Below are 23631 nucleotides of genomic sequence, written 5' to 3' on the forward strand. Positions count from 1 at the left end.
CATGATCCGCTAGACAGCTACATGAAGACGTCCGGCCACGGACGGTCATAACTTCCTGCCGCGGTGGGCCAGCCGAGGCGTTCCCCCACCGGTTTTGGTGCGACCAGTTTCCAAACGCCACGCGCCAGCAGAGACCGTGCAGCCCAATCAGTGGAGTTGAGCCTGCCGAGGCAAATATCAAGAAGCTCGGATGCGTCGGGGTCGTTGAGGACGTCCTGGAGCTTCGGCATGTTGATCAGGGTTGGTTCCACAACAGGCCATAAATCGCCCGCGTCTGTTCGGACCAATTGAAGTCTGTTGCATTCGGATAGTGCTTCGTCTACCAGTGTGGCCTCTGGAAGTGCTTCGTGCTCAAGCCACTCCGCTAGATGAGGGCGCAGCAATGAGGAAAAAGTGATCTTCTCGCCGACTCCGCGGTAGATCCACATGTCGACGGATCGCTGCACTTCCTCGGTTGTGTAGCTCCCCGGAATCCGTGAACTGAACGATCCGTGTTTGATCAGCGCCAAGGCCACTGCTCGGTGGACTGACCCTTGCTCAAGGGCCTTCGCCATTGCGTTTCTGATGATCGCAAGGTGTTTGGTATTCGCGGCACCCGCTACTGTGAGACCGAGTGCTAGAGCGGCAATCTCCTCGGGCATCGGCCCCGCTAGACAACGTAACGCCACCTCGATCAGTTGTTTCTGAACGATTGGGCGGTTCGCTGCGAGTCCGTCGTCGAGCATGTGCGCAGCGAGCTCAGGGCCTGCGGGATACAGCCAGCCCGGCCACAGGCCCGCCAAGTCACACTGTTCGACGACTTCGATCACCAATCGGCTCCGGTGGTCGGAATCGGCAAACAGCCGTCCGGCGGCGAACAACCATGCGTTGCGCCATGCGGGGCTGCAGGCCGAGGCGGTTAAGTTGCGTTTTATCGACTCATCGTCACCCATGACGAGTGCGCGGCCAGCCATCAGTTCTTGGAGACTGCGGACATCAAAGGAAACAGTGTCATCCTTATCTGCAACGAGGAGAACAAGTTGACACGCTCTGGTTCTGCCGGAGGCTCGGGCTATTGGATTTCGACCAGGGTTTGGTCGGTCCGTTGTGCATCGTAGAACGCGGCTTCGTACTCGGCTGGCGGGATGTCGTTGAGGTAGCCGTGGAGGCGGGCGGTGTTGTGCCAGTAGACCCAGCCGAGGGTGGCCAGTTCGACGTCTTCGACGGTCTTCCACGGCCCGGTGCGGGCGGGCCCGTAGATCAGTTCGGCCTTGTAGTAGCCGTTGACCGTCTCTGCGAGGGCGTTGTCGTAGCTGTCGCCGATAGTCCCGATCGAGGGAACCGCACCGATCTCGGCGAGTCGTTCGCCGTAGCGGATGGATGTGAATTGCGACCCGGCGTCGGAGTGACATCTCAAGCCCGGCAACAGATTTCCGCGTGACCAGCGGGCCATCTCCAGCGCGTCGAGGACCATCGAAGTCCGCATGTGCGAGGCGACCCGCCAGCCCACAATCATCCTCGAGTGCGCATCAATGATGAAGCACACGTAGGCCACCCCGGCCCAGGTGGGCACGAATGTCAGATCCGTGACCCAGAGCTGATTCGGCGCGGAGGCGGTGAACTGCCGCCCTACCAGATCGGGATGGCGGGCCGCGCCTGGACCGGGTCTGGTGGTGCGGACCCGTTTGCCTCGCCGCGCCCCTTCGATGCCGGCGGCACGCATCAGCCGGGCCACCTGATCCCGACCGACATCATGACCCGCCCGACGAGCGGCTTTCCACAGCTTGCGCACCCCGTAGACGCGGAAGTTGTCTTCCCAGAGCTGCCGCAATGCTGGCCCGAGCACCGCGTCACGGCGGGCCCGCGCTGACAGTGGCCGCGTCTTGGTGTCGTAGTAGGTGCTCGGGGCCACCGTCACCCCTGCGCTGCGCAGGACGGTGATGATGGGCTCGACCCCGAACTCTGCCCGTTGGGCGTCGATGAAGGCGACTATTTCTTGTGTTGGCGGTCGAGCTCCGCCCCGAAGAAACTCGCTGCTCTCTTGAGAATCTCATTGGCACGCTTGAGTTCTCGGATCTCTTGCTCAAGCTCTTTGACTTTCTGCGACTCGGCGGTCGTCACCCCAGGTTCGTAGCCGTCGTCAATGTCAGCCTGGCGCACCCAGGACCGCACCGACTCGACCCCATAGCCGAGCTGGTGAGCAACCCGCGACACCGTCCCTTGCTCGGTGCCGAGTTCGGAACGTAACGCGCGCACCATCCGCACGGCTGCGGCTTTCTCCTCCGGGCTGTACCGGCGACTGGTCGGCTTCTTCCCCGATGACGATTCCGTGGGCATACCTGCATCCTCGTTTCCAAGGTCAGGAGCCTCCGGGATTTCCAGAGCGTGTCAAAGTCTCTGGGTCGCGACCTCTAGGAGCCGGTCGGTGATCGCCGTGGCTTGACTGTCGTCATAGTCGAGCTCAAGCATCCGCTGATGCGCCAGACGGTGCAGATCTGACAACGGAAGCCGGGCCCTGGCCTCACCAGTGATATCGGACTGGATCTGTAGCAGCAGGCCGACACGTTGATGTAGTTCGGTGATGTCTTGTTCGTGTTCGCCCAAAAACGTTCGGTGTGTGGTGAGCTTCGCGGCCTCGCGCTTCAGGACCGTTTCGTAGTAGTTCCAAAACAGCAGGTAGCGATTGGCCGGCAGTGCACCAGAGTTGCTCAGAATGATGGTGAAGATCAGTACCTGCAACGGCGTCTTGAGAAGGCGCTCGGCCGAGGCGTTTGACAGGGCAGACTCGAAGCGGGACAAGACTTGTGCACCAAAAGATGGATCGTCGTAGAACCGCTGTGTGGTGATATGGCGGCCGTAATCAGCAGCTTCGGTGGGGTCAAAGTAGTCCAGATCGAGCTGATCGAAGTGCTCGGGCAACAGGCGCTCGGTGTAACCAGTTGGGCGAGTGGTGACTACGAGGAGAACGTCTGCGTCTGCCGCGTCGAGATGTTCGAAGAAGCCGGTGATCTCGCCGAGAACGCGTTGACGCAACCATGGAGACGTGACTTCGTCGAGTCCGTCGAAGAAGACCACGCAGGGCCAAGCCTTCATCCAGTGGTCTAACGTCACGGGTTGGATGTTGATGGACGCATTTTCGGTGATGCGGTCGCACAGCCAACGCCGCAATGTTGGCCCACCTGCTGGGCCCATCTCGGCTGCCATTTGGGCGAGTTCCACCCGTAGCGGCCAACGCCGGCTCGACGGGGTCGGGACGCCGATTCGAAGCAGGGATTCCCTGGTATTGGCGCACAATTCGGTGATTGTCGGCTGGTTCGTCTCATCTTCAATGAACTGCGAACGATAGACCTGAGTCAAATATCTGGTCAGCGTGCTCTTGCCGTTGCCGGGTGCGCCGGTGATAACGAGGTGACGTGGACCAGTCGACAGCCAACTGCTTCTCCGAAGCACACTGTCGCCGCGTTCGATGCAGTGTCGCAGCACCGATAGACGTTCGGTGCCGTCGTGGGCAGGTAGGTCCACGATCACTCGATCAACGGGTCTGCGGGTAGACGCGGAATCTCCAGCCTCATCGAAACGCACCCATTGCTCGTGACGCAGCGTTGTTTGGGCGTGGTCAACCAGAACGGGAGCGAACTGCTGTGCCTCGACGAATCCTGGCAATGCAGTTGCCCGGGTGAGTATGTCGCCAACTGTGAGCAGCATGGGAAACGCCGCCCGGACGTCGGCGTCATTGGAGATTGCCGCGTTCAGATAGTCTCGATGCCAGATCTTCACGTCGCGAAGGCCACGTCCGCGGAGCGTCCTCGGCAGGTCGCCATCGGAGCTGTGTTCGTGATCCAGTTGGGCCTGCACATATCGATGAATCTGATCAACACCTCCCCTGCCAGCTTCAGCAGACAGTCGCGCATTAGTCACGAAGAGGACGTACTCGGGGAATCTGCCTCGTTTGCTCTCGGGCTTCATCCACCTGGCGAACTCATTCCTGATCTCGATCTTGAGCCAGTTCAAGTTGTCAGCGGGCGAAGCTACATGTTCGCGCTGTTTCGCCTGGATCACGGTGTAGCCGTCCCACCGGCTGTCAGGGTTGGTCTTCGACCATTGAATCGGACCGTCGAATGTTGCTTCTCGGCCCCCGTCCTTACCTGAACCATAAACTTCGATGCCGGGGCCGATTACTGTCCTCGCCAACGCAACCGTCAGTTGCTCGAAGGCGCGGGGCCCGAGCTCTTCCAACGCGTAATCACTGGCCACGATCAGCGAACCTTGCCGTCTTCTTATTGGAGGATTGTGTTGGCAATTACTCAGCTTCGAATGCCGACTGTTCGAACTTGAGGGTTTGGGAGTTCTCCCTAATAGTGCGAACCTTCGATTCGTCGAAGCCGCGGTCGGCGACGGCGGTGATGTCGAGTCGGACTTCCAGGTGGACCCCGTCGACGGCAGCCAGGTGCTGGATGACTTCGCTGGTGATCTTGCCGAAGTCGCGTGCGTAGAAGTCGGGGTTGAGTTTCACCGTGCCGAAATACCGCGTCAGTTCCGGCCTCGGTGGTGACGGTGGAACCGGCGGTGACGTCGGGCCGGGCCGCTGAGGGCCGGGACCCGGACCAGGAGGTGCTGGCCCCGGCGGTTCGGGCGGCGGTACGTCGCGCTCGCGCTGCCGCTCAGCTCGCCGTGGTTGCACAAGGAGGAGTCCATCGACGGTAGCGGGGATAGCGCCGTCTGGGTCAGTCGGCAGTACCAAACCGTTGTAGCGCGATCCGTCCCAACCGTCGGCTAGGGCGAAACCTTGGTTCTGCCAGTCGATTGGCGTATCAAGCACCGATAGGATTCCGTCTTCCAGGACTTTCCGATCGCGGAGTCTTGCGAGATAGGGGTAAGTGGTGAAGTAGTCCCACAGGGTTCCCAAGCTGATGTGGCCGTCGCGGTCGAAGACCGACGCCAATGTGGTGTCGAGATCGAGTCGGATCGCAGCTGATGCCCGCTGCAAAACTAGCTCGGACTTCTCCATGAGCCGGGCGGCTGTTCGAAGTGCCAGATTGTCTGGGCTACCTTCGGCTTTGATCGCTTCGAGTTGCAGCGGACGGGTTGGGTCGGGTTGCGCGGGCACCAATGCCCAGTGGTAGGCGCCCAGCAGCCTGTCTTTGGCGGTGCGGTTCGAACGCTCAAGGCGCTCGACAGCCTGCTGACGCTGTTGGGAGGTGAGGTTGAGAACGCCATCGGCGTTGTCGCGGACGTACTTCCAGGCCAGGTAATCGCGGATCGAGGCCTGCAGTTCCTCGTATCGTGCCGCATCAGCGGCAAGAAAGACCAGCATGTTGCGGTTGGTGCGGACGCCGGTGCCGCGCCGTTCCAATACCTCGTGCGACCACTGGTAGGCCGGTGAGTCGGTTCCCTGCCGGCGTTCGTGGACGTGGGCTGGAGGCACGATCACGAGCCGTGCTTCCTGTCCGTCGGGAACATCGGCCGAGGAATCAGGGGCGACGTGCACCGCAGCGAAGCCGTTGGCCGCTGGAGTCCGGTGGTCCTGTAGACGACGCACGACTTCAGCCCACACCTCTTCGGGGTGAAGGCGTTCGGCGTAGTCGCGGGCGGTGCGGGTGGTGTTGGCCTGGGTGTCGAACCAGTACTGCTCGGCGGACGAGTAAAAGTACGTTGCTCGGTCGGCGAGCTGGTTGAGCGCGGAGTAGAAGTTGCCCGGTATGTCACCGGGCAAGGCGGTGCCGAGGAATACCCGCTGCTTGTTAACGCCTTTGTGGGCGCTGTTGAGTGTCGGTGTGGCGCCGACGAACACGGTACGGGCCAGCCGTTGGGTGATGAACCGCTTACCCAGTAGATCGGGATTGTCCCGATCCACTTGGGAAGGAATGGCATTGGCCCCATCGACATCGGTGTCGATAATGACTTTCCACTGGTCTTCCAGATATTGGGTGATTTCGGTCATAACTTCTGAATCGCGCAGCGGTACCGAGCCGGGCATGATCAGCGGCGCGGTGTCGTTGCTGCGCCACAGCGACCCAACGATGGTGTTCATCAGCCGCAGCACACCGCGGGTGCGTTGGAAGCGTTCCAGGGTGGACCACTCCTGGTAGAGCCGATCGAACAATTCGGGGTGGATCGGGTAGGTACTGCGGACGCGGTCTATGTAGGCGTTTTCGGTGACCTCGTTGGGGAATTCGGCGTGGTGCTGGCGGTAGAACTTGACCACCGCGTTAGCGGTGGCGTTGATCTGGGCCAGGTCCTCCCCATCGGGGGCAATAAATAGTCGGCGCTTGACGATCTCGAAGGACTCTTCCGGGTTTGCCGCCTTCCACTGGTCAGCCACCCGGCGCACGATGTTCTGCAAGCGGCGTAGCGCTTCGCGTCCATTCTCGCCGCCGACCTCTTCCTCGCTGATGAGACCGTCCCCGTCAGTGTCCCGCGCTGAGGCGGGGATGGAGATGACGACAAGCGCCCCCGGAACGGCTTTGGCAGTCTCAGTGAGAGTTTGGGCGAAGGTGAACTGGGTGTCGAAGGTGCCGCCGGGTAAGTCGTCGCGTCCGTAGAGTTGGCGTGCATAGGCTACCCATTCGTCGATCAGGATGACCGCGGGGGCATATTGCGCGAGCAGTTGACGCAGGCTGTCGCCGGGATTGGTGGAGGTGCGGTCGGCTTCGGCGACGACCTCATAGGCTTCGCTGCCGCCCAGCTGCCAGGCCAGCTCACCCCAGAGGGTGTTGATCCTAGTCCCGTCCGGTTTGGGTTTGAGCCCGGACGGTTCGAGATGATTTCCAACCAAAGCGACGCGGCGGATAGTGCGGTCAAGTCGGATCGGGCCGAGCAGGTCCTGAATCTCCTGCGGGTAGTCGGTAACCGGCCGACCCGACGCGAGGTGCCACAGCGCAAGCATGGAGTGGGTTTTGCCGCCGCCGAAGTTGGTCTGCAGGTTGATCACTGGAGAGGCGTTCATGTCGCTGGAGAGCCGACCAACGGCACGGGTAATCAAATCACGCAAGCCCCCTGTGAGGAACGTGCGACGGAAGAACTCGACGGGGTCGGTGTACTCAGGATCGCCCTCGCCACGGGCCACCATCGCCAGGTCGGCGGCAAATTCAGCGGCCCGGAAATTTCCCCTGGCCACGTCGTCATGGGGGCGCAGTACCTCTCGCCACGGTAGAAGGCCAGTAGAGCCGACCTCCGTCGCGCCGGCGGCCTTGACTACGCGACGGTCCTCCTGCTCCGAGGAAACGCGGCGCAGGTCGACGCGAGACCGCTTGACCTCATCTGCAGCATCGGGCGCCCCGATGGCCCGCAGGAGACGCTCGGCGGTATCCAGTGCGCGATAGGCGTCGTCGGTGGAGAAGGGCTCGTGGTGTGCCTCGCGGTCACGAACTTCCCGCATCTCGCTGGCCAAGCTCTGCTCTGCGCGAGATAGTCTGTCCCCGAAAGGATACCAACCCGGAATAGCCTTGCCGGTGATGTTCTCGGTCAGCATTCGTAACCCGTTCTGCGGGTCGACGGGGTTGTACTTCTTGTCGGCATTGGCCCCTTTGCCGGCGTCTTTGGCCGCTAGCAGCAGCGTCCAGTTTTTGTCCGGCGGAATCTTGTCTCGCGTCGCCCCGGTAATGAATGTGTCCAGCGCCTGGCCGAGCAGTTCAAGTGCCAGCCGGATACGTTCACGGTTACTCGTAGCCACTTACGCCCCCTCGAAATCCATGGTTGATTGAACCGGCTGCGAGACCGCTATCGTTGCGCCCGAGGAAATTTCGTTCCACGCAGTGCCCAAGGCGTTGAAGTCAACCGCCAACTTCGTCTCCTTGCGAACTTCCGCAATTGAGAAGAGCAGAAATGCCAACTCCTTACAGAGATCTCGTTCGATCGATGCCGGCACCATAGCCAAGAACGTCGAGGCAGCAGGGATTCCGTCTGAAGCAAGCAACCGCGTGAGGTGCATGACCGCTTCCCAAGTACTAATGGACGGGTCTGTCGCGGGATCATATGCAGGGTCCAGCCTGTCCGGGGCGACAAGAGAAACCTTGCCGGCCCGACTGGTCAGGATGCCCGCGTGGTCCAGATGATCAATCGAGGCATTTCGAGCGCGGGCAATGTTGTCCGCGTCCCCGTAGGGGCCCCCGCTGAATCCGTACTGGCGGAACCAAGCAATGGCGAAACGGGTATCAGCGTCGAAGTCACCCTCCTGGGCCATGAGGACCTCGTCCAGGACCTCATTGATCCGCGCAAGCGCAGACCGGACGGGCATTTTTGACCCATCATCTTCAAGAACGGCTGAGTATCTCGAAAACACGGCCATGCCGGGCCCAATCGCCGCTTGCGGCAAATCGACCGGCGCTATTGCTCCTTGCTGCAATTCCTTCAATGTGCCAGGAAGTTCGGCCTTCAGCGTTGCGATGAATCGGCGACGATCCGTACGGGGAGCATCAAGCGGCCGGGGTCGAAGTGCCAACAAGATTGAGGAGGCCAGAGCGTTTGTTCCGACGCTGAGCAAACGCACACCCCGCTCACTCCGGACCGGCCATGTCGCCGTCACCGCCCAGCCAGATTGGATCATTCCTTCGAGGAGGGTCTCCCATCCGGTGGAAGCTTGACCGCCCTCGGTGGTCTCAGATTGTTTGAACGCGTAGTAGACGGTAATCGGGAAATCAGGCAAAGCCGTCTCACGTGCCCGACGGAAAACCTCACGGAATCCTTGTTCGAAGAAATCACGCGCACCATCCTTGCCGTTGTGCCTGAATGGGTTGGCGACGAGCTCCTGCACCTTTGGAACCAGCAAGGTACTGAACAAGTCCGGGTGAATGTTTCGGAGTGAGCGGCGCAACCAAACGTAGAAGTAATCAGAAAGGTCCGAATAGCCAATGTTGTCGTAGTACGGCGGTTCCGTACATGGTTTCGGCGTGTTGCGACCGCTTCACTATGAAGCACTGACTGGCGCCGAATCTTTCGTTTCCTTCAGCCCCACCGCCGGTAGTGTCCGAGCGTCTCGCGGTAGGTGTCCAGTTCCTGGTTGTCCCACGTACCGTCGGCCGTCAGCGTTGCCCAGGGTCCTGGTCCGCGAGCCTCGATTTGTTCCCTCAAGCGGATCTCGGCATAGGGACGTGTTGGTTCGCCGTGGTCCCATTCGCGGTCCGCGACAAACTCGCCTGAATTCGCACGCAAGGCCCCCTGCTCACGAGCTAGCTCCTGCACTAGTCCGGTCCGATACTCAACGTCATCGCAGACCGTACGGTAGCGGTCATACCCCGTCAGGTATCCATCGAAGATCGTCTGCAGATCGCTACGTAGAAGATGACTTTGGGGATATACCCACCCCGGGCCGCCGCCCCAGCGTGGAAGACGGTCGATCCAGGAATCAAGGACCACCTGCATGTGGAGCACATGGGCGGTGCGCTTCGGTCCACCCGAGTTCGCCGGGCTGTGCCACTGTGGGGTGGTGAGTAGGTATAGGAGAAGTTCGTCACGGTCGCGGTGGACGGCGACGATACTCATCGTTCGCAGCGCGAGCAAGGCGGGGTAATGCTGCAGTTTAATCAACGCCTCATTGCCCGAGAGTGTGCGGCGGGCGTCCAGTAATCGTTGCAGGACGTCGATCCAAAGCTGGCTATGCGCACCTTCGATGTCGTGATGCACCCCGTCAATCAGGAGGTGGAGTAGAGGCGTAGTCGCCGCCAGCAGTTCGGTGAGTCGTTCATCCAACGATTCGTACGTGACTCCGCCGTCCACGCGAAGCTCATCAACCACGGATGCGACCTGTTCGGTTTTTCCCATGACGAGGTCGTGCAATTCGATTCTTCGGACCGGGTCGGCGAGGCATCGCTTGAGGCGTGCTACCGCGATGGAGGTAGTCAAAGGGGGTTCTGCTAGACGGTCAAGGGCGTCAACACTGGCGGCCAAATCCGCAAACAACTCGTCGGCAGAAGCAGCGGTGATTACGTGACCCCGGTGTAGGGCGAGTAGTCGTTGTGCGACATCACCTTTCGCCGAGCGGCTGTCCCAGTAAAGCGGGTAGCGCAAGGGTGCGGCTTCGAGCGAGGCGACGAGGGCCTTGTCCCAATCGCCGGACCATCCGGAAATCAGCAATCCGTACTCAGAAAATATCCGTGCGAGGAGGTCGCTCCATTCCGCCGGATAGCTGGTGAGCTCATCCACGGTGTTTCGCGTGTCCAATTCGGCGTAGTCACCGTGCAGTTTGATGAGGGTGACATGGGCGTGGGTCAGCGGCGTCATGCCACCAACGGCTTCGGCGCGTGTGATTATCTGGGGTTGGATTCCGGCGCCGTCTAGCGCCTGTTCCATCAGTCGGTCGAAGTTCGTGGTGACGATGACTTTGATGGTCCCACGTTTTACCAATTCAGCAATCGCTCGGTGTCCAGGACTGGGGATCTTCAAGCCCAGCTCCTGGTCAGCTTCGGTGGGGGTGAAGTACTCACGCAGAAGACCTTGTCTTGCCGAGGGGGTTGGTGCCAGTGCAGCAAGTAACGATGAGTAACCAAGATCGCCCGACCCGTGTGCAGTCCACCATGCTTCGGGATTCTCCGCAGCGAGGCGATGCGACTCATGGTCATCCGGGCTGTCGGCGACCGCGGCCTTCTCCACAAGGTTGGTTACAACCCCCCAGCCAGTCGGCATGCCTGCGCCGGTCGAGATACCGGACCCAAGTAGAAGCGCATTGACACCGGGTTGGGCATGCATAGCGGTCGCGAGCATGACGCGCGGCGACAGGGCATTACGGGGCGCATTCATTGGTAGTCCTGGTTTATCGGGCAGACAATGGCAGTAGGTTCGAGGCACAGGGTGTCATCGCGCGGTCTCCGTTGTCTCGCGGATGTAGGTGACTCCAAAGGCGACGACCTGCCTGAACTCCTGTCGGCGGCTCCCGATGTCGAATTGGCTACCGGACCCTTTTTGGAAGATGTCGAGACCCCGGCCCAGCAGGATCTTCCATCCGGTGTCACTGCGGATGGACCGATCGTGGATGCTGCTGTCCCAGTGGACGTTGAACTTGATCCCGACCGACGCCGCGCCGTCTTGAATGGTCTTGAGCATCAACAGTTGCTGTTGTTCGTACTCCGGTTTGTCTTCCTTAGTCACCAAGGTCACCGAGATCTCGTCGGCGGGGTCTTTCGCCGAGGCCAGTATCGCGAGCAGGTCAACAAGGTTGCGACCCTGGTGCGGCGCACGGATATACGGGTCGACGATGGTGATCTCGGTGGCGCCGCGCAGGTAGGGCAGCAGCATGGCCTCATAGGAGACACCGCGCTGGTTCTCGTGGAACTCACGATGGCCCTCGAAGAGCTCGGCTGGCTCTGAAGGAGCGGTAGTCGTGGCGATCTCGGGCTTGGTTGCCTCGACCGACGAGGAATCATCTGTCTTCGTGTCCTCGCACTGCCGCCGGTGGTAATAGGCGGGGTACTCGTCCTCTTCCAGTGTGGTGACGCCATACCATTCACCGGCCTTGTCGAGATAGCCGAATTTCACCTCCGCCATGGTGGTGTCGATGCGAAGAATCTGGTCTTTGACGCGCTTGCGACCTTCGACGGCGAACCGGAGGACTTCCTCGACCTGGTCCTTCGACGCCTCGCCATGCGGGTAGAGGATTTTCATCAGGCCGGAGAACGTCTTGTGGATGCCGTCGCGGTCGCGGGTCGAGATGTCGGAGCCCAGCGTGAAGTGCTGCTGGTAACGGTCGGAGAAGTCAGCATCGCGCATGGACTTGAGGATCTCGGCGATGTAATCGACGACGAAACCGTAGCCGTCGGAGAACATTTCACCGCGGATTGTGTCGACTTCCCAGCCGGGGATGTAGAAATGCAGGCGGTCGAGGTAGGCCGAATCGTGGTAGCTCTCGGGCAGTTCGTCGAAAAGATCGGAGTGCTTGAGCATGTAGGGGACGTTGTGCGATGTGTTGCCCACGAACACCATTGATGCTTCCGCGCCGAGGGTCTCGACGCCCCGGGAGAACGATTTGTTGGCCATGTAGTTCTTCATGATGTCGACGAGCGCCTTGTCGGTGCGCTTCTTCTTGCCGGCGAACTCGTCGAAGGCGACGACGTCCCAGTAGCCGACCAGGCCGATGCGGCCGTTGGAGTTGTTGACGAAGAGTTTAGGGACGGTGACCTCGCCGCCTGAGATGAGCATGCCGTGCGGTGAGAACTCCGAGAAGATGTGCGATTTACCGGTGCCCTTCGGCCCCAGCTCGACGAGGTTGTAATTGCGCTCCACGAACGGGATGAGCCGAACCAGTTGGATGAGTTTGGCGCGCTTGCCGAACAACTCCGGGTTGAACCCAATCGACTGGATCAGCAGATCAATCCACTCGTCGGTGGTGAACTCTTGCCGGGACGCCAGGTAGCTCTCAAAGTCGAAGTTGGACAGCTGAATGGGTTTGATTGAACCGAGAATCCACGGCACGACCTTGGCGTTCTCGCTGTGAAAGTACTCAATATCGCAGATGCACCACACCCCGCCGACAAGTAGTTTGGGGTGCGCCGTGATCGTGGCCGGCTCGACGATGACCTGCTTGATCCCGAGGTTGGCGAATGTCGCCTCGTAGACGTCATCCTTGTCGTTGAGCGTGACGGTGACCTTGTCGATGATCTTGTAGCGTCCGCGTTCGCGGATGGTCGATTTCACCAGCTCGGACTGATTCCGGTGCACGTAGTGATCGGCGAGGATCTGCCGGACCGCGTCGATGCCGGACTGGATGGTGGCTTCGTCGTCGGAAGCCGCGTATTGCCCGAGCAGATACTCCAGCACATAGGACGGCACGATCGCGTTGCCCTTGACGGCTTTCACGAGGTCCTTGCGGACGACGACGCCGGCGAAGTGCTCGTTGATCTTGCGGTCGAGTGCCGACGCGGTTGGCGCTGCGCCGGAAGGCGCTTGGTCAGCGATGTCCTCGCCGATCTCACTGACTTCGCTCATGGTTGCCCTCCTAGAAGTCGAAGTCCGAGGCGAAGGACCGCTTGAGCGTGTACATCGCCTTGGCGTAGGCCCGCCACTGCTGGGTGTTCGGAATGCGTTCTTCGAGCCGGAATTCGACGGCCCGGTTGTTGTACTCGTTGGCGTCCTGGCTCAGCAGCATGCGCGCGTTCTGGTAACGGTCCCGCTTGTCGGTGGAGGTCTGGTCAAAGGTCAGCTCAATTTGGTTGGAGATCAAGGTCTCCCCGACATATAGGCCCGCGCGAAGGGTGCGCGGTTGGACTTTTTCGCTCACCGGTTCAGCTTGAAACATTCGGACGACGACCTGTCCCGTGGTGATCTTGTCGGTATCGGGCCACACCTCGACGTTCACCGGCCGGGTGTCACCCTTGCGCTTCTTGTTGACTGCGAGAACCGGAACGACGATCTCCTGAAGCGTCGCGCCGCCGTGCACGAAGCGCGTGCCTCCACCGGGCAGTCGGAGCCGGTGGATCGACTTGGGGACCTGTACCTCCAAGTCGCTGTCGAGTCCCAGTTGCGCGGAACTAAACGTGTTGAAGGCGATGTCGATCTTGAGGCCGTGCCCGAGGACGTACCGCCGGTTGACGATCTTGATGTCATCGCCCTGCGGCTGGGTTGAGAGGAAGAACGAGTCAGCCAGGGCTTCGTCCTGGAACAGGAATCCGTGATCGGCCGTGATGAAGATATTGGTGGCGTTGGCGCTGGCGAGCTTCTTCACCAGGTCGACGATGTCGCGCAGGGTGTCGTCGACGGCCTCGAAGACCTGCCGCTCCGTACCCGGCTTGTCGCCGGTGGCGTCGATGCGGTTGTGGTACACGTACAGGACCCGATTGGCCTTATAGAGTTCGCGGCGTTCGTCTGGGCTCAAGGCTTTGAAGTCCTCGGCCTGTATCGCCGAGCCGCCCACGGTCGCAAGGATTTTCCCGCGGAATACGGTGTTGTTTGTGGGCTGGCCGTCGGCTAGGACGACATTCGCGTCGGGGGAATGCTTGAGAGTCTGGTGCGGAAGCAGTGCCGCCATGCCCAGTTGGGTGTAACTCGGCAACACACCGAGAACCGCGTCCAGCGAGGCGTCGAACCGATCCTCCTGTCGAATGCGCGTGCGCAATTCCTCGGCCACTTCGTAGCGGAGGGCGTCGGAGATGATGACGACGGCTTTCTTGTTGTCGCGCAGGATCCTGTCGATGTAGTCCTTGTAGAAGGACGTCTGGGGCCGCAGTGCTGGCGATCTCCAAGTCTCCACGTCGTCAATCTGCTGTTGCCATGCATTACCCAGCTCGTAGACGAACTTGTTGACGTACCGCTTTTCGACCAGTTGGCGCAGCGATTCGAGGGGGTGCGGGCCTTCGTAGCTCTTGTGAGCGAAGGTGAACTGGCGGTAAAGCTGGTCGATTCGGAACCACTCCCGGCGGTAGCGGTCCAAGGCGTCGTCGAATGACGACATGGCGAAGTCGATGGTGGCCAGTTCGGCCAACAGCTCCGATGCGCAGGCGATGGCCGTGTAGAGCTGCTTGTAGTCGTCAATCCACACGCTGCTTTGGCGTTCCCGCACGATCTCACTGACGTCGCGCGCGGTGACGGTCTGCTCGGCCACCGCGCGAGCCAGATCGCTGATGATCTTCTGGTCGGTCTCCTCGAATACGTCTACGTCGACGAGGTTGCGGAAGTCGGCGTCCTCAATCTTGGTCTGGTAGTCGAGGTCGCGTGCAGCCCGCTTGGCAAGCGTGGCGAGGGCGTTCTGGCTGCGGCGGTCGTTGCGCAGGCTCGCGAAGTCGAGCTCGATGTTCCGCAGGCCCCCCGGTCGGTCCGACTCGAAACCGTCGATCGCCTTCCGAAAGAGCCACAGCACAAAGTCATCGACACTCGGTGAGGTGGACTCGTAGCCGTAGATCGAGGCAACGCCGCGCCAGTAGAAGTCGTCCAGCCCGTAGTCGACGAGAGCATCGTACTTGGCTCGTTGCCCGTCGGCGTTTTCGATCAACAGCTTGCGAGTGATCTCCAGGAGGGAGTGTTCGCTCTGCCCCAGAGCGACCGCGGTCATCTTGGCTCGGAGCTTCGCCCCGTCGTCGTCGGGGTTCAGGAGGGCCTTGAGGCTCTGAATCCGCTTGGTGGCGTTGAAGAACCTTTCGTGGTCCCGCACCGCGTCGTCGATGCCCTCGCCGGTGAGGCCGAGATCCTGCGCCACCAAAGAGGTGTGGTCCGCAGTGAATACGCCGTAGGCGAGTTCGAGGTCCAGCAGCCAGTTTCCGATGCCGGCCGGAACCTGCCCCGTGCGGTAGACGAGAAACTTGTCGGTCGGATCGGCGGTCAACAGCCGGTTCTTGATCCCGTATTCGTTGTTGGCGATTCGGATCGTTTGAACGTCCGGCAGATCCAGGGAGTCCAGGTCATCGCTGTACTGGCCTTCCGGGTCGTGCCAGAAGACGATGTCCTGGTTTTCGAACCTCCGCTCCAAATGCGGGCGTACCGCAGCGACGGCACTCATTCCGCGGCTTCCAGGCCCGCGATCTTCTTCAGTGCGGCACCGAATTTCGGGTAGTTCGCCTTCACGCCGTCGTCCAGGTCGATCTCGATCTGCTGGGATGCCAACGGGTACAGGACATCGTGCTCGTACTCATCGAGTTCCAGCAGAACCTTGCGCAGGCGGTCGGCTTCTTTCTGCGCCGCGGCCTGCTCGCGTGCGGTCCCGCCCCCGGCGGCCAAGCGCTCCTGATTCTCAACGCTCGCCGCCAGCTTGGCCTTGTACTCGCGTAGATACTCGTTGAGCACCGTCGAGACCGTCGATGGTGTGTAGCGGTGCATGTAGATCAGTGCGTTGAACGAGCCTTTGGGACTTGAGAAGAGCCAGTAGATCGGGCGCTTCTTGTAGCGTTGGACGTGGTCCTTGTAGAACGACTTGACGAAGTAGTCCCGCAGGTTCTTCACGCCGAGGGACTCGGTGACGAAGCGCAGGTTCTCCTCGAAGTGCTCCTCGCCGAAGGCAACCCGCAAGAACTGGCGGAACCGCACGACGATGTCGTCCTCGAACCAGTCGCCGTCGACAATGGGGATGACGTTGTCGGCGTCGGGCATGAAAGTGGGCGTTGGGACTTTGGCGAGATAGTCCTGCAACGTTGCACCCTGGTCGGCGAGTATAAGGCCGGGTTCGTCGAGACTGTAGCGGCCGAGCATACACCCGACGGCATAGGAGACGAGGCCTTCGGCATGTTCACGGCATCGAATGCCTTCGCTCGCTGGTTCGGAAAGACGAACAACAGTCTTGGTTGACTGCTCGCCTAGGTAGGCCGAGGCGAAGAATTTGTCCAACTCTTCCTCAGCGACGGCAAGTGCGTCGGCGTGTTCGTCCTCAGCGCGGCAGCAGTCGTCGACAGCCGCGGCAAGCGATCGACTTGAACCAAGTAGCGGTGAACCCCGGAAGCAGGCCGATAGTTCGTTGGCATCCCACGCCAGCTGAGACAGGTCGATGCATCGGGACACTAGCTCCGACACTTTAGCGCTTTCCCGTACCCGTACCGGCAGGCTCAGCACGTGACCGAGCTTGAAGTCGAGCCGCGGAGCGAGTAGGCGCATGAATTGAGTTGCCGTTGAGCTGTTCAGAAACCCTTCGAGCACGAGTAGCTCATCATCGCGATTCGGAAAGGCCATCGGGCCCTTGGCGTCGAACATGAATCCACCCTCGACATGACGCACGGCGAACCCTTCGCTAGAGATACCGGACCAGCTGAGGCCCCGCTTGAACCCGTACGTCCCGTTGTAGTTGTGCGAACGGACTCGCCCACTCGCCTCATCGATGTTGGCCCGAACTCGCTCGCCGTCGTCTTCCCAGTCGACAACGAAGTCGAAATTGCCGTACCAGCGCCGTGACGAACCGCCTTTCTGGTAGGGGAACCAGCGAGCACCGCTCGTGACGCTGCTCTCCGTGGATTCGATCCCGAAGCCGATCTGGCGATTCGACACCTCGTACCAGCGCCGCAGAAACCGATCGTTGTCTCCCGTTGTAAGGCCTTCCCTGGCCTGAAGCAGCTCGCCGAGATACGGCCCTTTGCGTAGTGCAGCGATTTCGTCGTCGGACGCCCAGTACACGACTGGGGTATTGGGCACATCGAGAAAATCAGACACGCTGCGCACCCAGATTCTTTCGGCGTCGTAGCCAGACGCCGCGCTCTTCACTACATCTGCCTTGGCCCCTCCCTCAACATCGGCTGCTCTGATGAAGACCGACTGTGAGGTGTCCTTATTGCATGCGTCGGACACGAAGGCAACGGTCGAAACCACCTCACCTCCGATCGTGTCAAACGCTGACGTTCCCAGATGGGCAAGCGTCACAAGGGAGCCGCGGTTGAGCAACCAAGATCGGTATTTGGCATAGGCGCCGAGGAACATCCAGCTGTCCTGGGTGACCATCGCGACAGCGCCAATCGAGTCAACTAGGTCGAAGCAACGATCGATGAACATCGCATAGAGATCGATTTTTGCCAGGGCGTATTCGCTTTTGGCGAAGTCGGAGAGCTCGGCTTGCATGTTCCCGCTGCCCATGTACGGAGGGTTTGCCACAGCTACGTGGTAGATGGCGGCAAGCACCTCGGACTGACGTAGAACTGTATCTGCTTGGTCTAGAACGTCAGCCGCCAAGATGTCGCCATCCGTTGCTGTGGCCTTGGCGTGCGCGAGACCTCGTTGAGCATCTTTAAGCGTGGTTCGCTTCGGTTTAGTCAACGAGCCCGTGACAGATGCACTTGAGAATTGGTTCCAGAAGCAGGTCTCTTCATCGCGGTCACCGTCGGGCGTGAGCAAGATGTCGATTTCCCGCGGGGTGAACCGGATCGGTTCCAGTACACAAATATTCGGTTCAATCGTCTTGTTGAAAAAGGTCCGCTGCCGCCCCCGCGCCTTCATCGTCAACGCGAACGCCGCCAATGCCCCAGCCCGCGGATCGATCTCAGTGCCAACGAGGTTCTTCGTGAGAATCAGCCCCGGGATCTCAGACGGCGCGTACCCCTCCTCCGCGTAGATCGCATACAGCAGGTCGAACGCATACGTGAGCATGTGGCCCGATCCGCAAGCCGGGTCGATGACCGTGAGTTCCTCGGGCCCATCGATACTGAGGAAGTCGGTCTCCTCGTCGACCGGGGCGATGTAGTACTCCATCTGATCGACCAGGCGCGAGTTCGGGCGGTTGAGCATCCAGAGCCGTCCGAGCGAGTTCTCGACGAGATAGCGGACTATCCAATCAGGCGTGAAAAGCTGTGTCGCCGCGGGGATCTCGGCTGCCCCGGCCTTCTTGCCCTTCTTGAATCCGGCGAAGACCTCGTCTTTGCGCTCCGAGATGTAGAACTGGTAGAGCCAGCCGATCACCTCGACGTCCTGGCACACGTCCTCGGTCATCACCGTGACCGCTCGGTTCAGCACGGACTCATCGGCGAGCAGGTTGGCCGGCATCAGCAGCTCGGTGAAGTCGCCCGCACGCTCGAACATGAACGGCATGGCGCGATGCCAGTGACGGCAATACTCGGCGAGCAGCAGCGCGTAGGCCTCGCCTTGCGGATCGCCGCTCTGACGCGTTCCGTCAAGCAGGGCCGAAACGGTCTCGCGGACCGTTGGGCCCACCACGTCAACATCGAAGGCGCCACGTTTGGCATCGGCGAGAATCTCCGGCTGACCCACCTCGACTCCGGACTGCGGAGAGACGACCCCGATACCGGTGTAGCCGTTGGCGTCCATGAAGCGCAGCGCGATGATGCGGTTGAACCAGGTGTAGGCAACCCGATCCGCCACTGCCGCACGACCGGCGTCGCCACCCCCGGCGGCGTCGATGGCCTTCTCCAGCGCAGCAACGGCGCTGCGCTGCTCGATCCGTTCGGACGAACCGGGAGCGAGCACCACGGCGATGCGTGCGGTGACCTCATTGATGAGCGCCGAGCGTGCCGACGGTGCAAAAGATTTCAGTGGTGCGGTCTCCATCAGAGCGAGATTCGCTTTCCGTCGTTGAGCGTCTGAATCAGCGCAGCGCGCAGGGCAGCGAGATACTTGTCGACGTCATCGTCGGATTCGAGAACGCCGGACGCGCCGAGTACGGTGACCGTCTTGATGGAGACCGTCTGCTTCGGTGGCGGACCGTCACCGCCCTGCGGGGATGTCGCGAGCTGATCGAGCAGCGCGGGATAAACGCTGCCGTCGAAGTCGGTGCCCATCTGCCGTAGAACGGCGACCTGACCTTCCACGCCGACCCGTGCGAGAGCTTGATCAACCGACCGGACAACACTCTGCTGGGCGTCTGTCGTGGCCTTTTCGTAGTACGCGCTGGCAAGCAGCTCGGCCTTGCGCGCTTCAATGGCCGAGGTGACGGCCGCGCGGTTGGTCGCGACGACATCGTCGATCAGGGGTCTGAGCGTGTCGGTGGCCGCTTTGAGTTGCGCCATCCGATTGCCACGGAACGCATTCGGGTCTGCGAGTGCACTGCGCACCGCGTCATCGCTGCCGCTGGGCAGATAGCTGAGGTTGCTGCCGTGGGTGGCGAGCAATTCCGCCGCGTCGTCGTAGATCTTGTGCTGCGCGCCGCTGAGGAAGGACTGGATCGGGTCCAGCACATTCTCCTTGGCCTCCATTAGATCGTCGCCAAGGCTGAATTCGGTGAGGTACCAATCGTTGCCCTTACCCACCACCTGTTCGAGCAAGCCGATCGGCCCGTTGAGTTGCTCAACGAACGGGTACTTCGAGTCGCTGACCGTGGCTCGTAGGGCGTCGAGCTTGGCCTTGAGTTTGTCGGCGCCGTAACGCGCCAGTTCCAGCGGATCTTTGGGCGCGCTCGACTCGTCGAAGAAATCCGTGCAGAACTTCCGGAACGCGCTCACCTTGCGCTCGTCGAACGTCTTCTGCGGAGCAACAACGATGTGCGCGTGCTTCTGCGTGTTGCGCAACGCGGCCGCCACCTCGCTGCGCTTCAATACATTGCCGTCCACCGTCAGCGTCAGCTTTGAGGCGCCGACCAGATAGCCGATCACCACCTCGATCGAGCCGAGATCCCAGCCATACGGCTTGGTTTGGAAGGTGTCGACGATTGTCTTGACGGTGACCTGCTCACCGCGACCGTCCTTGCGGACAACGGTCGACAGCACGTCCGCACCGGGAATCGCAAGCTTGCTCAGTTCGTCGGCGGAGAACAGACCGTCCTCGGGGTTTGCTGCAGCGGCGACTTGCTTCTCGGGGTACATGACACCACCGAGCAGCTTCAACTGGGTGTAGGTGCGGCTGACCAGATCCTGGAAACCGTCGGTCACCCGGGCGACCGCGTCAGTCGAGCCCGATGGCACATCGGCGGCATTGATGATCAGTTCCGCCTGGCCCACTGCGCGGCGGACACGCTCGATCAGTTCCTTCTCCCGGGCGTCGTTTTGCGCGGCCTTGGCTTGCAGGATCTGACGCTCGACTGCTGACAGCGAGCTGGTCTGTTTGCGCTTGGTGTACTTCTCGGTCTTGATCAGCAGGCGGAGGTCGGGCAGTACCCTCTCATCGGGTTCGAGGACGACCCGCAGCTCGTCCTTTCCGGCGCTGTGCATCCGGATCTCATCGAGCGAGTGCGCGTATTCGGGAGTGATGAAGTGCATCGAGAGCTCGCGCTGCGGACCGTGAACCTGATCGTCGAGCTTGAAGCCGAACGAAAAGTCTTGTCCGTTCTTGGCGTAGCGGAGCTTGTTGGTCTTGACGACGTCGCCGGAGAGGATCTTGAACAGTCGGCCACCGACCTCGGCGCCGTCGGTGTCGACGTTCTTGATCTCTTCTTCGATGACCTGCTCTTCGTTGGTCAGGTACTCGTAGATGTTGCCGTTGCGCTGGATATAGGTTTGCGTTTCCAGCTCGGTCAGCGCCTCCTTGACGGCTGCCGACAACGCAGGCAGGTCGGCGCCGAAGCGGTCGTAGACCAGCACGGTGAGGTTGCGCGGCGTGGCCTGAAAGCCCTCGACGTACTTGACCAGAAAGAGCGCCTTGAGCAGTCGGATGGCCAACGGGTTGTCGAGATTGCGCTCGGCGACATCGATGGAGCGCTGAGCCGCGGACTTCAGCGATGCTCGGATGCCGGCGAACATGCGGTCGAAACTCGCCAGGTACCCGACCTCGACGTTGCCGATGTCCTTGGCGACCTGCTGGACAACACCGAGCATCGACCGCTCACCGACCGAGCTGTTGCGGCCCTCGAAGACGTTGTGGTCGGAGATTCCCTCAATTGCGGCCTGGAAGAGCGGGAACTGGTAGCTGACAAAGGGATAGGTGCCGATGAAGTGGGTCTCGTCGGTGTAGTTGCGGTAGGATTTGGCGCCATCGACGAAGTCGAACAGCGTTTTGAAGTTGGCTGACTCCTTGGCGTAGATCGAACTGAGTGCGGCTGCGCCAGCGTCGTTCTTCTGCAGCAGGCGCTTGCGGATGACTTCTTCCACGTCCGCACTGGTGAGCTTCACGCGGGCCTTAAAGCGGGCTTGGATCTTGGAGAAGTCGTTGCCCTGTTGCTTTGTGCGATCGCCGAGCACCTTGTCCATATCCTCCTGAGAGGTCACGAACACCCAGGACCGGCCTTGACACTTTGTGTTAAGGCTCTCGGCGATCGTCTGGAGATTTAGCATCAATTTGATGTCCGAGCCGATGAACTGGCCCACCTCGTCGACAAAGAAGTTGAGTCGAAATCCTTTGTCCTGCTTGTCTAGCCATGCCTTTACCTCGTCGGCGAAGTCTTCGATCGACACTGCATATGAGGCGCTGTACTGCTTGATGATGCCCTCGGCCGCACTCCCGTCGACTTCGGTGAAAGCGGCGTCGATCTTGCTGGCGTCAAGCGCCGTCTGTTCCCGGCCCTGCGACCACGGAATGCCGGCGATCCGCTCGAATGCGGCCTTGAATGCTTCGTACTGACCGCGTTGATCGAGGTCGCGTTCGAAGCGTGCGACATGGCCCTGATTGCCGTAGTAGCCGCGACTCTCGTCGAAGACCTTCACGAAGACCTTCAGCAGGGCATCGGTTTGATCCTTGCTGATCAACGTCGCCTTCTGGTCGATATTGAACAGCAGGCTCTTGGCCGGGATGCGTTCAGCCTTCGTCAGGCTTGCCGGTAAGAAGGCGCCAGTTGACTTGGTGTGGAAGCTTTTCGAGACCTCCGCGCGGTCGAACTCCTGGCCCTCGACGTCGCCGAGGAGATGGGCCAGCATTTTCAGCAAGTGCGATTTACCGGACCCGAAGAAGCCGGAGATCCACACGCCATTGGCGTTGGTGTAGTTGGTGTAGGCCGCAAGGACCCCTTCGAGCTCCTTGGCCGCCTCGTTGGTGAGGACGTACTCCTCGACCTCGGTGCCCAGGTGCGCGCCGTCATCCGCCTTGATGACCCCTTCGATCGGGCGTTGCACATCTTTGGCGAAGATCTCGTTGAGCAGCATCGGATTTCACGCTTCCTGTTCCCGAATGTCCTTGGCGCGGTAGTACTGGTCGTCTTTGAGCAGTCCGAAGAGCACGAGGGTGGAGCCGAGCGTTTCGGACTGGTCGTAACGGCCGGGGAAGAACATGAGCATCGGCTTGCCGGTGATGACGCTCTGCAAGTTGTTGAGCACGTTGTGCGACCGGATGTACGGAAAGACCTCGCCGATGCCGGTGAGGAAGAGGATGTCGAAATCGCCATCGGCGATCTTGGCGCCGATGGCCGGCGCGACATGCAGCTGCGGATCGAGCATGCCCTGCAGCATCTCCCGGAAGTCGTCCTTGTCCTGCTCGGCCTCGGCCGCGAGAACCCGCTCCCAGACGCCGCGTTCCTTCAGGATCTCGACGGACAGGTCGTACAGGTTGATATCGCGAACATGGATGCCGGTCTGGTTCAGTTTGTTCGTGATTCGCTTCTTGGCCTGCGCGACGGCGGGTGCGTCCTCCGGCGCATACGGGTAGATAAAGAACGGCACCTCATTGCCGAGGCCCTCCATCTGAAGAAAGCGTTTCCCGCTGAGCACCTTCACCAGGTGCTCCTCTTGCTTGGTCAGGTCAGCGCGGTTCATCAGCACCACCTGCGGTGGGGAAGAAGCGGATATCGCTGGGCGTGCGGGCCGACAGCGCGGCGAGGACGCGGGTCGACAGCGTCGCCGAGAGAATCCGACCGTCCTCGGTCAGCAGCCCTGCCTCAACGAGCATCCGGAAGAGATTCGAGCGCAGTTTGCGCAAGGTGGAGTCCTTGAGCCCGGCGATCTCGTCGTGCCACAGGGCCTTGCCACGTAGGAAGCTGTCGAAGTCGTCATGCCCGAGCGTCGGAGTCATGAGGAGGAATCGCTCGCGCATCACTTCCTCGGCGAACTCACCGACCAGGTCGTAACGCCGGCACGCGGCGACCCACAACAGCTGGCCGCGTTCCGAGGAGGTCGCGGCGACGAGCAGCTCGAGTTCATCTTCATTGAAGACGGCCAGCCGCTGGGTGACCTCGCGTGCCAGGCGATGTCCGGTCGAGACGGTACGAGCTTGTAAGAGGTTGCCCGCCTCCAAGCGCTGACGGACCGCTGCCCAGCTGGATTCTTGCAGGTAGATCGGGGCGGCGATGAGTGCCTCGCGCATGAGAAGGGAGCCGCTGGTGAACGACAGCGCATAACGGGCGGCATGAGGCGTGTTCGCCACCATGTGCACTCCCTTCAGGTCTGCGCGGCAAAGTTGGTCAGAATATCCCCGCCGTCCGACAATTCGGACTGGCGGGCAAAGGTGCGG

Annotated in this window: 11 protein-coding genes, 1 pseudogene and 1 other annotated feature; all 12 genes and pseudogenes read right to left on the reverse strand. The window is 60.9% G+C overall.

Translation table 11 applies throughout. The annotated features are described in order from the left end of the window. Positions 1-17: 17 nt before the first annotated feature. The gene (locus tag BN976_RS33600; protein ID WP_145977962.1) at positions 18-932 is read right to left on the reverse strand and encodes a hypothetical protein; all 915 of its coding nucleotides are present in this window, start codon (positions 930-932) and stop codon (positions 18-20) included. Positions 933-1051: 119 nt separating this feature from the next. Further along, positions 1052-2316 (reverse strand): IS3 family transposase gene (locus BN976_RS17310; RefSeq protein ID WP_109489618.1). Its coding sequence is split into 2 segments (ribosomal slippage): positions 1052-2010 and positions 2010-2316, totalling 1266 coding nucleotides; the frame shifts between segments, so codons are not numbered across the junction. Next, positions 1883-2014 (reverse strand) — a sequence feature (AL1L pseudoknot). (Overlaps the previous gene by 132 nt.) Positions 2317-2367: 51 nt before the next feature. Further along, positions 2368-4233 (reverse strand): NACHT domain-containing protein, encoded by a 1866-nt coding sequence (locus BN976_RS33605; RefSeq protein WP_145977963.1) that lies wholly within the window; start codon positions 4231-4233, stop codon positions 2368-2370. 46 nt (positions 4234-4279) lie between these two features. Beyond that, entirely contained in the window at positions 4280-7651 is a 3372-nt protein-coding gene (locus BN976_RS17325; RefSeq protein ID WP_036372468.1) for a DUF499 family protein, read from the reverse strand. Then, positions 7652-8854, reverse strand: a pseudogene (locus BN976_RS17330) (hypothetical protein); the annotation flags it as partial. Positions 8855-8922: 68 nt separating this feature from the next. Beyond that, a complete protein-coding gene (locus BN976_RS17335) occupies positions 8923-10713 on the reverse strand; it encodes an SIR2 family protein (RefSeq protein ID WP_084182319.1) in 1791 nt (596 codons plus the stop codon). A gap of 54 nt (positions 10714-10767) precedes the next feature. After that, the gene (gene brxL, locus BN976_RS17340) at positions 10768-12894 is read right to left on the reverse strand and encodes a BREX system Lon protease-like protein BrxL (protein ID WP_084182320.1); all 2127 of its coding nucleotides are present in this window, start codon (positions 12892-12894) and stop codon (positions 10768-10770) included. 10 nt (positions 12895-12904) lie between these two features. Further along, positions 12905-15397 carry a BREX-1 system phosphatase PglZ type A gene (gene pglZ / locus BN976_RS17345; protein ID WP_036372471.1) on the reverse strand — a complete coding sequence of 831 codons (2493 nt, stop codon included), beginning with the start codon at positions 15395-15397 and terminating at the stop codon, positions 12905-12907. Continuing rightward, positions 15394-18873 (reverse strand): BREX-1 system adenine-specific DNA-methyltransferase PglX, encoded by a 3480-nt coding sequence (gene pglX / locus BN976_RS17350; RefSeq protein ID WP_036372474.1) that lies wholly within the window; start codon positions 18871-18873, stop codon positions 15394-15396. Before pglX ends, pglZ begins: the two co-directional genes overlap by 4 nt. Further along, complete coding sequence (gene brxC / locus BN976_RS17355) at positions 18873-22331, reverse strand: BREX system P-loop protein BrxC (protein WP_036372476.1); 3459 nt, start codon at positions 22329-22331, stop codon at positions 18873-18875. The genes pglX and brxC overlap by 1 nt, the downstream gene beginning before the upstream one ends. A gap of 6 nt (positions 22332-22337) precedes the next feature. Then, entirely contained in the window at positions 22338-22937 is a 600-nt protein-coding gene (locus BN976_RS17360; protein WP_036373136.1) for a DUF1788 domain-containing protein, read from the reverse strand. Continuing rightward, on the reverse strand, positions 22924-23547 hold the full coding sequence (locus tag BN976_RS17365) for a DUF1819 family protein (RefSeq protein WP_036372477.1): 624 nt from the start codon (positions 23545-23547) through the stop codon (positions 22924-22926). The genes BN976_RS17360 and BN976_RS17365 overlap by 14 nt, the downstream gene beginning before the upstream one ends. Positions 23548-23631: the final 84 nt, after the last annotated feature.

This window comes from Mycolicibacterium austroafricanum (assembly GCF_000612725.1).
Taxonomy (GTDB): domain Bacteria; phylum Actinomycetota; class Actinomycetes; order Mycobacteriales; family Mycobacteriaceae; genus Mycobacterium; species Mycobacterium austroafricanum.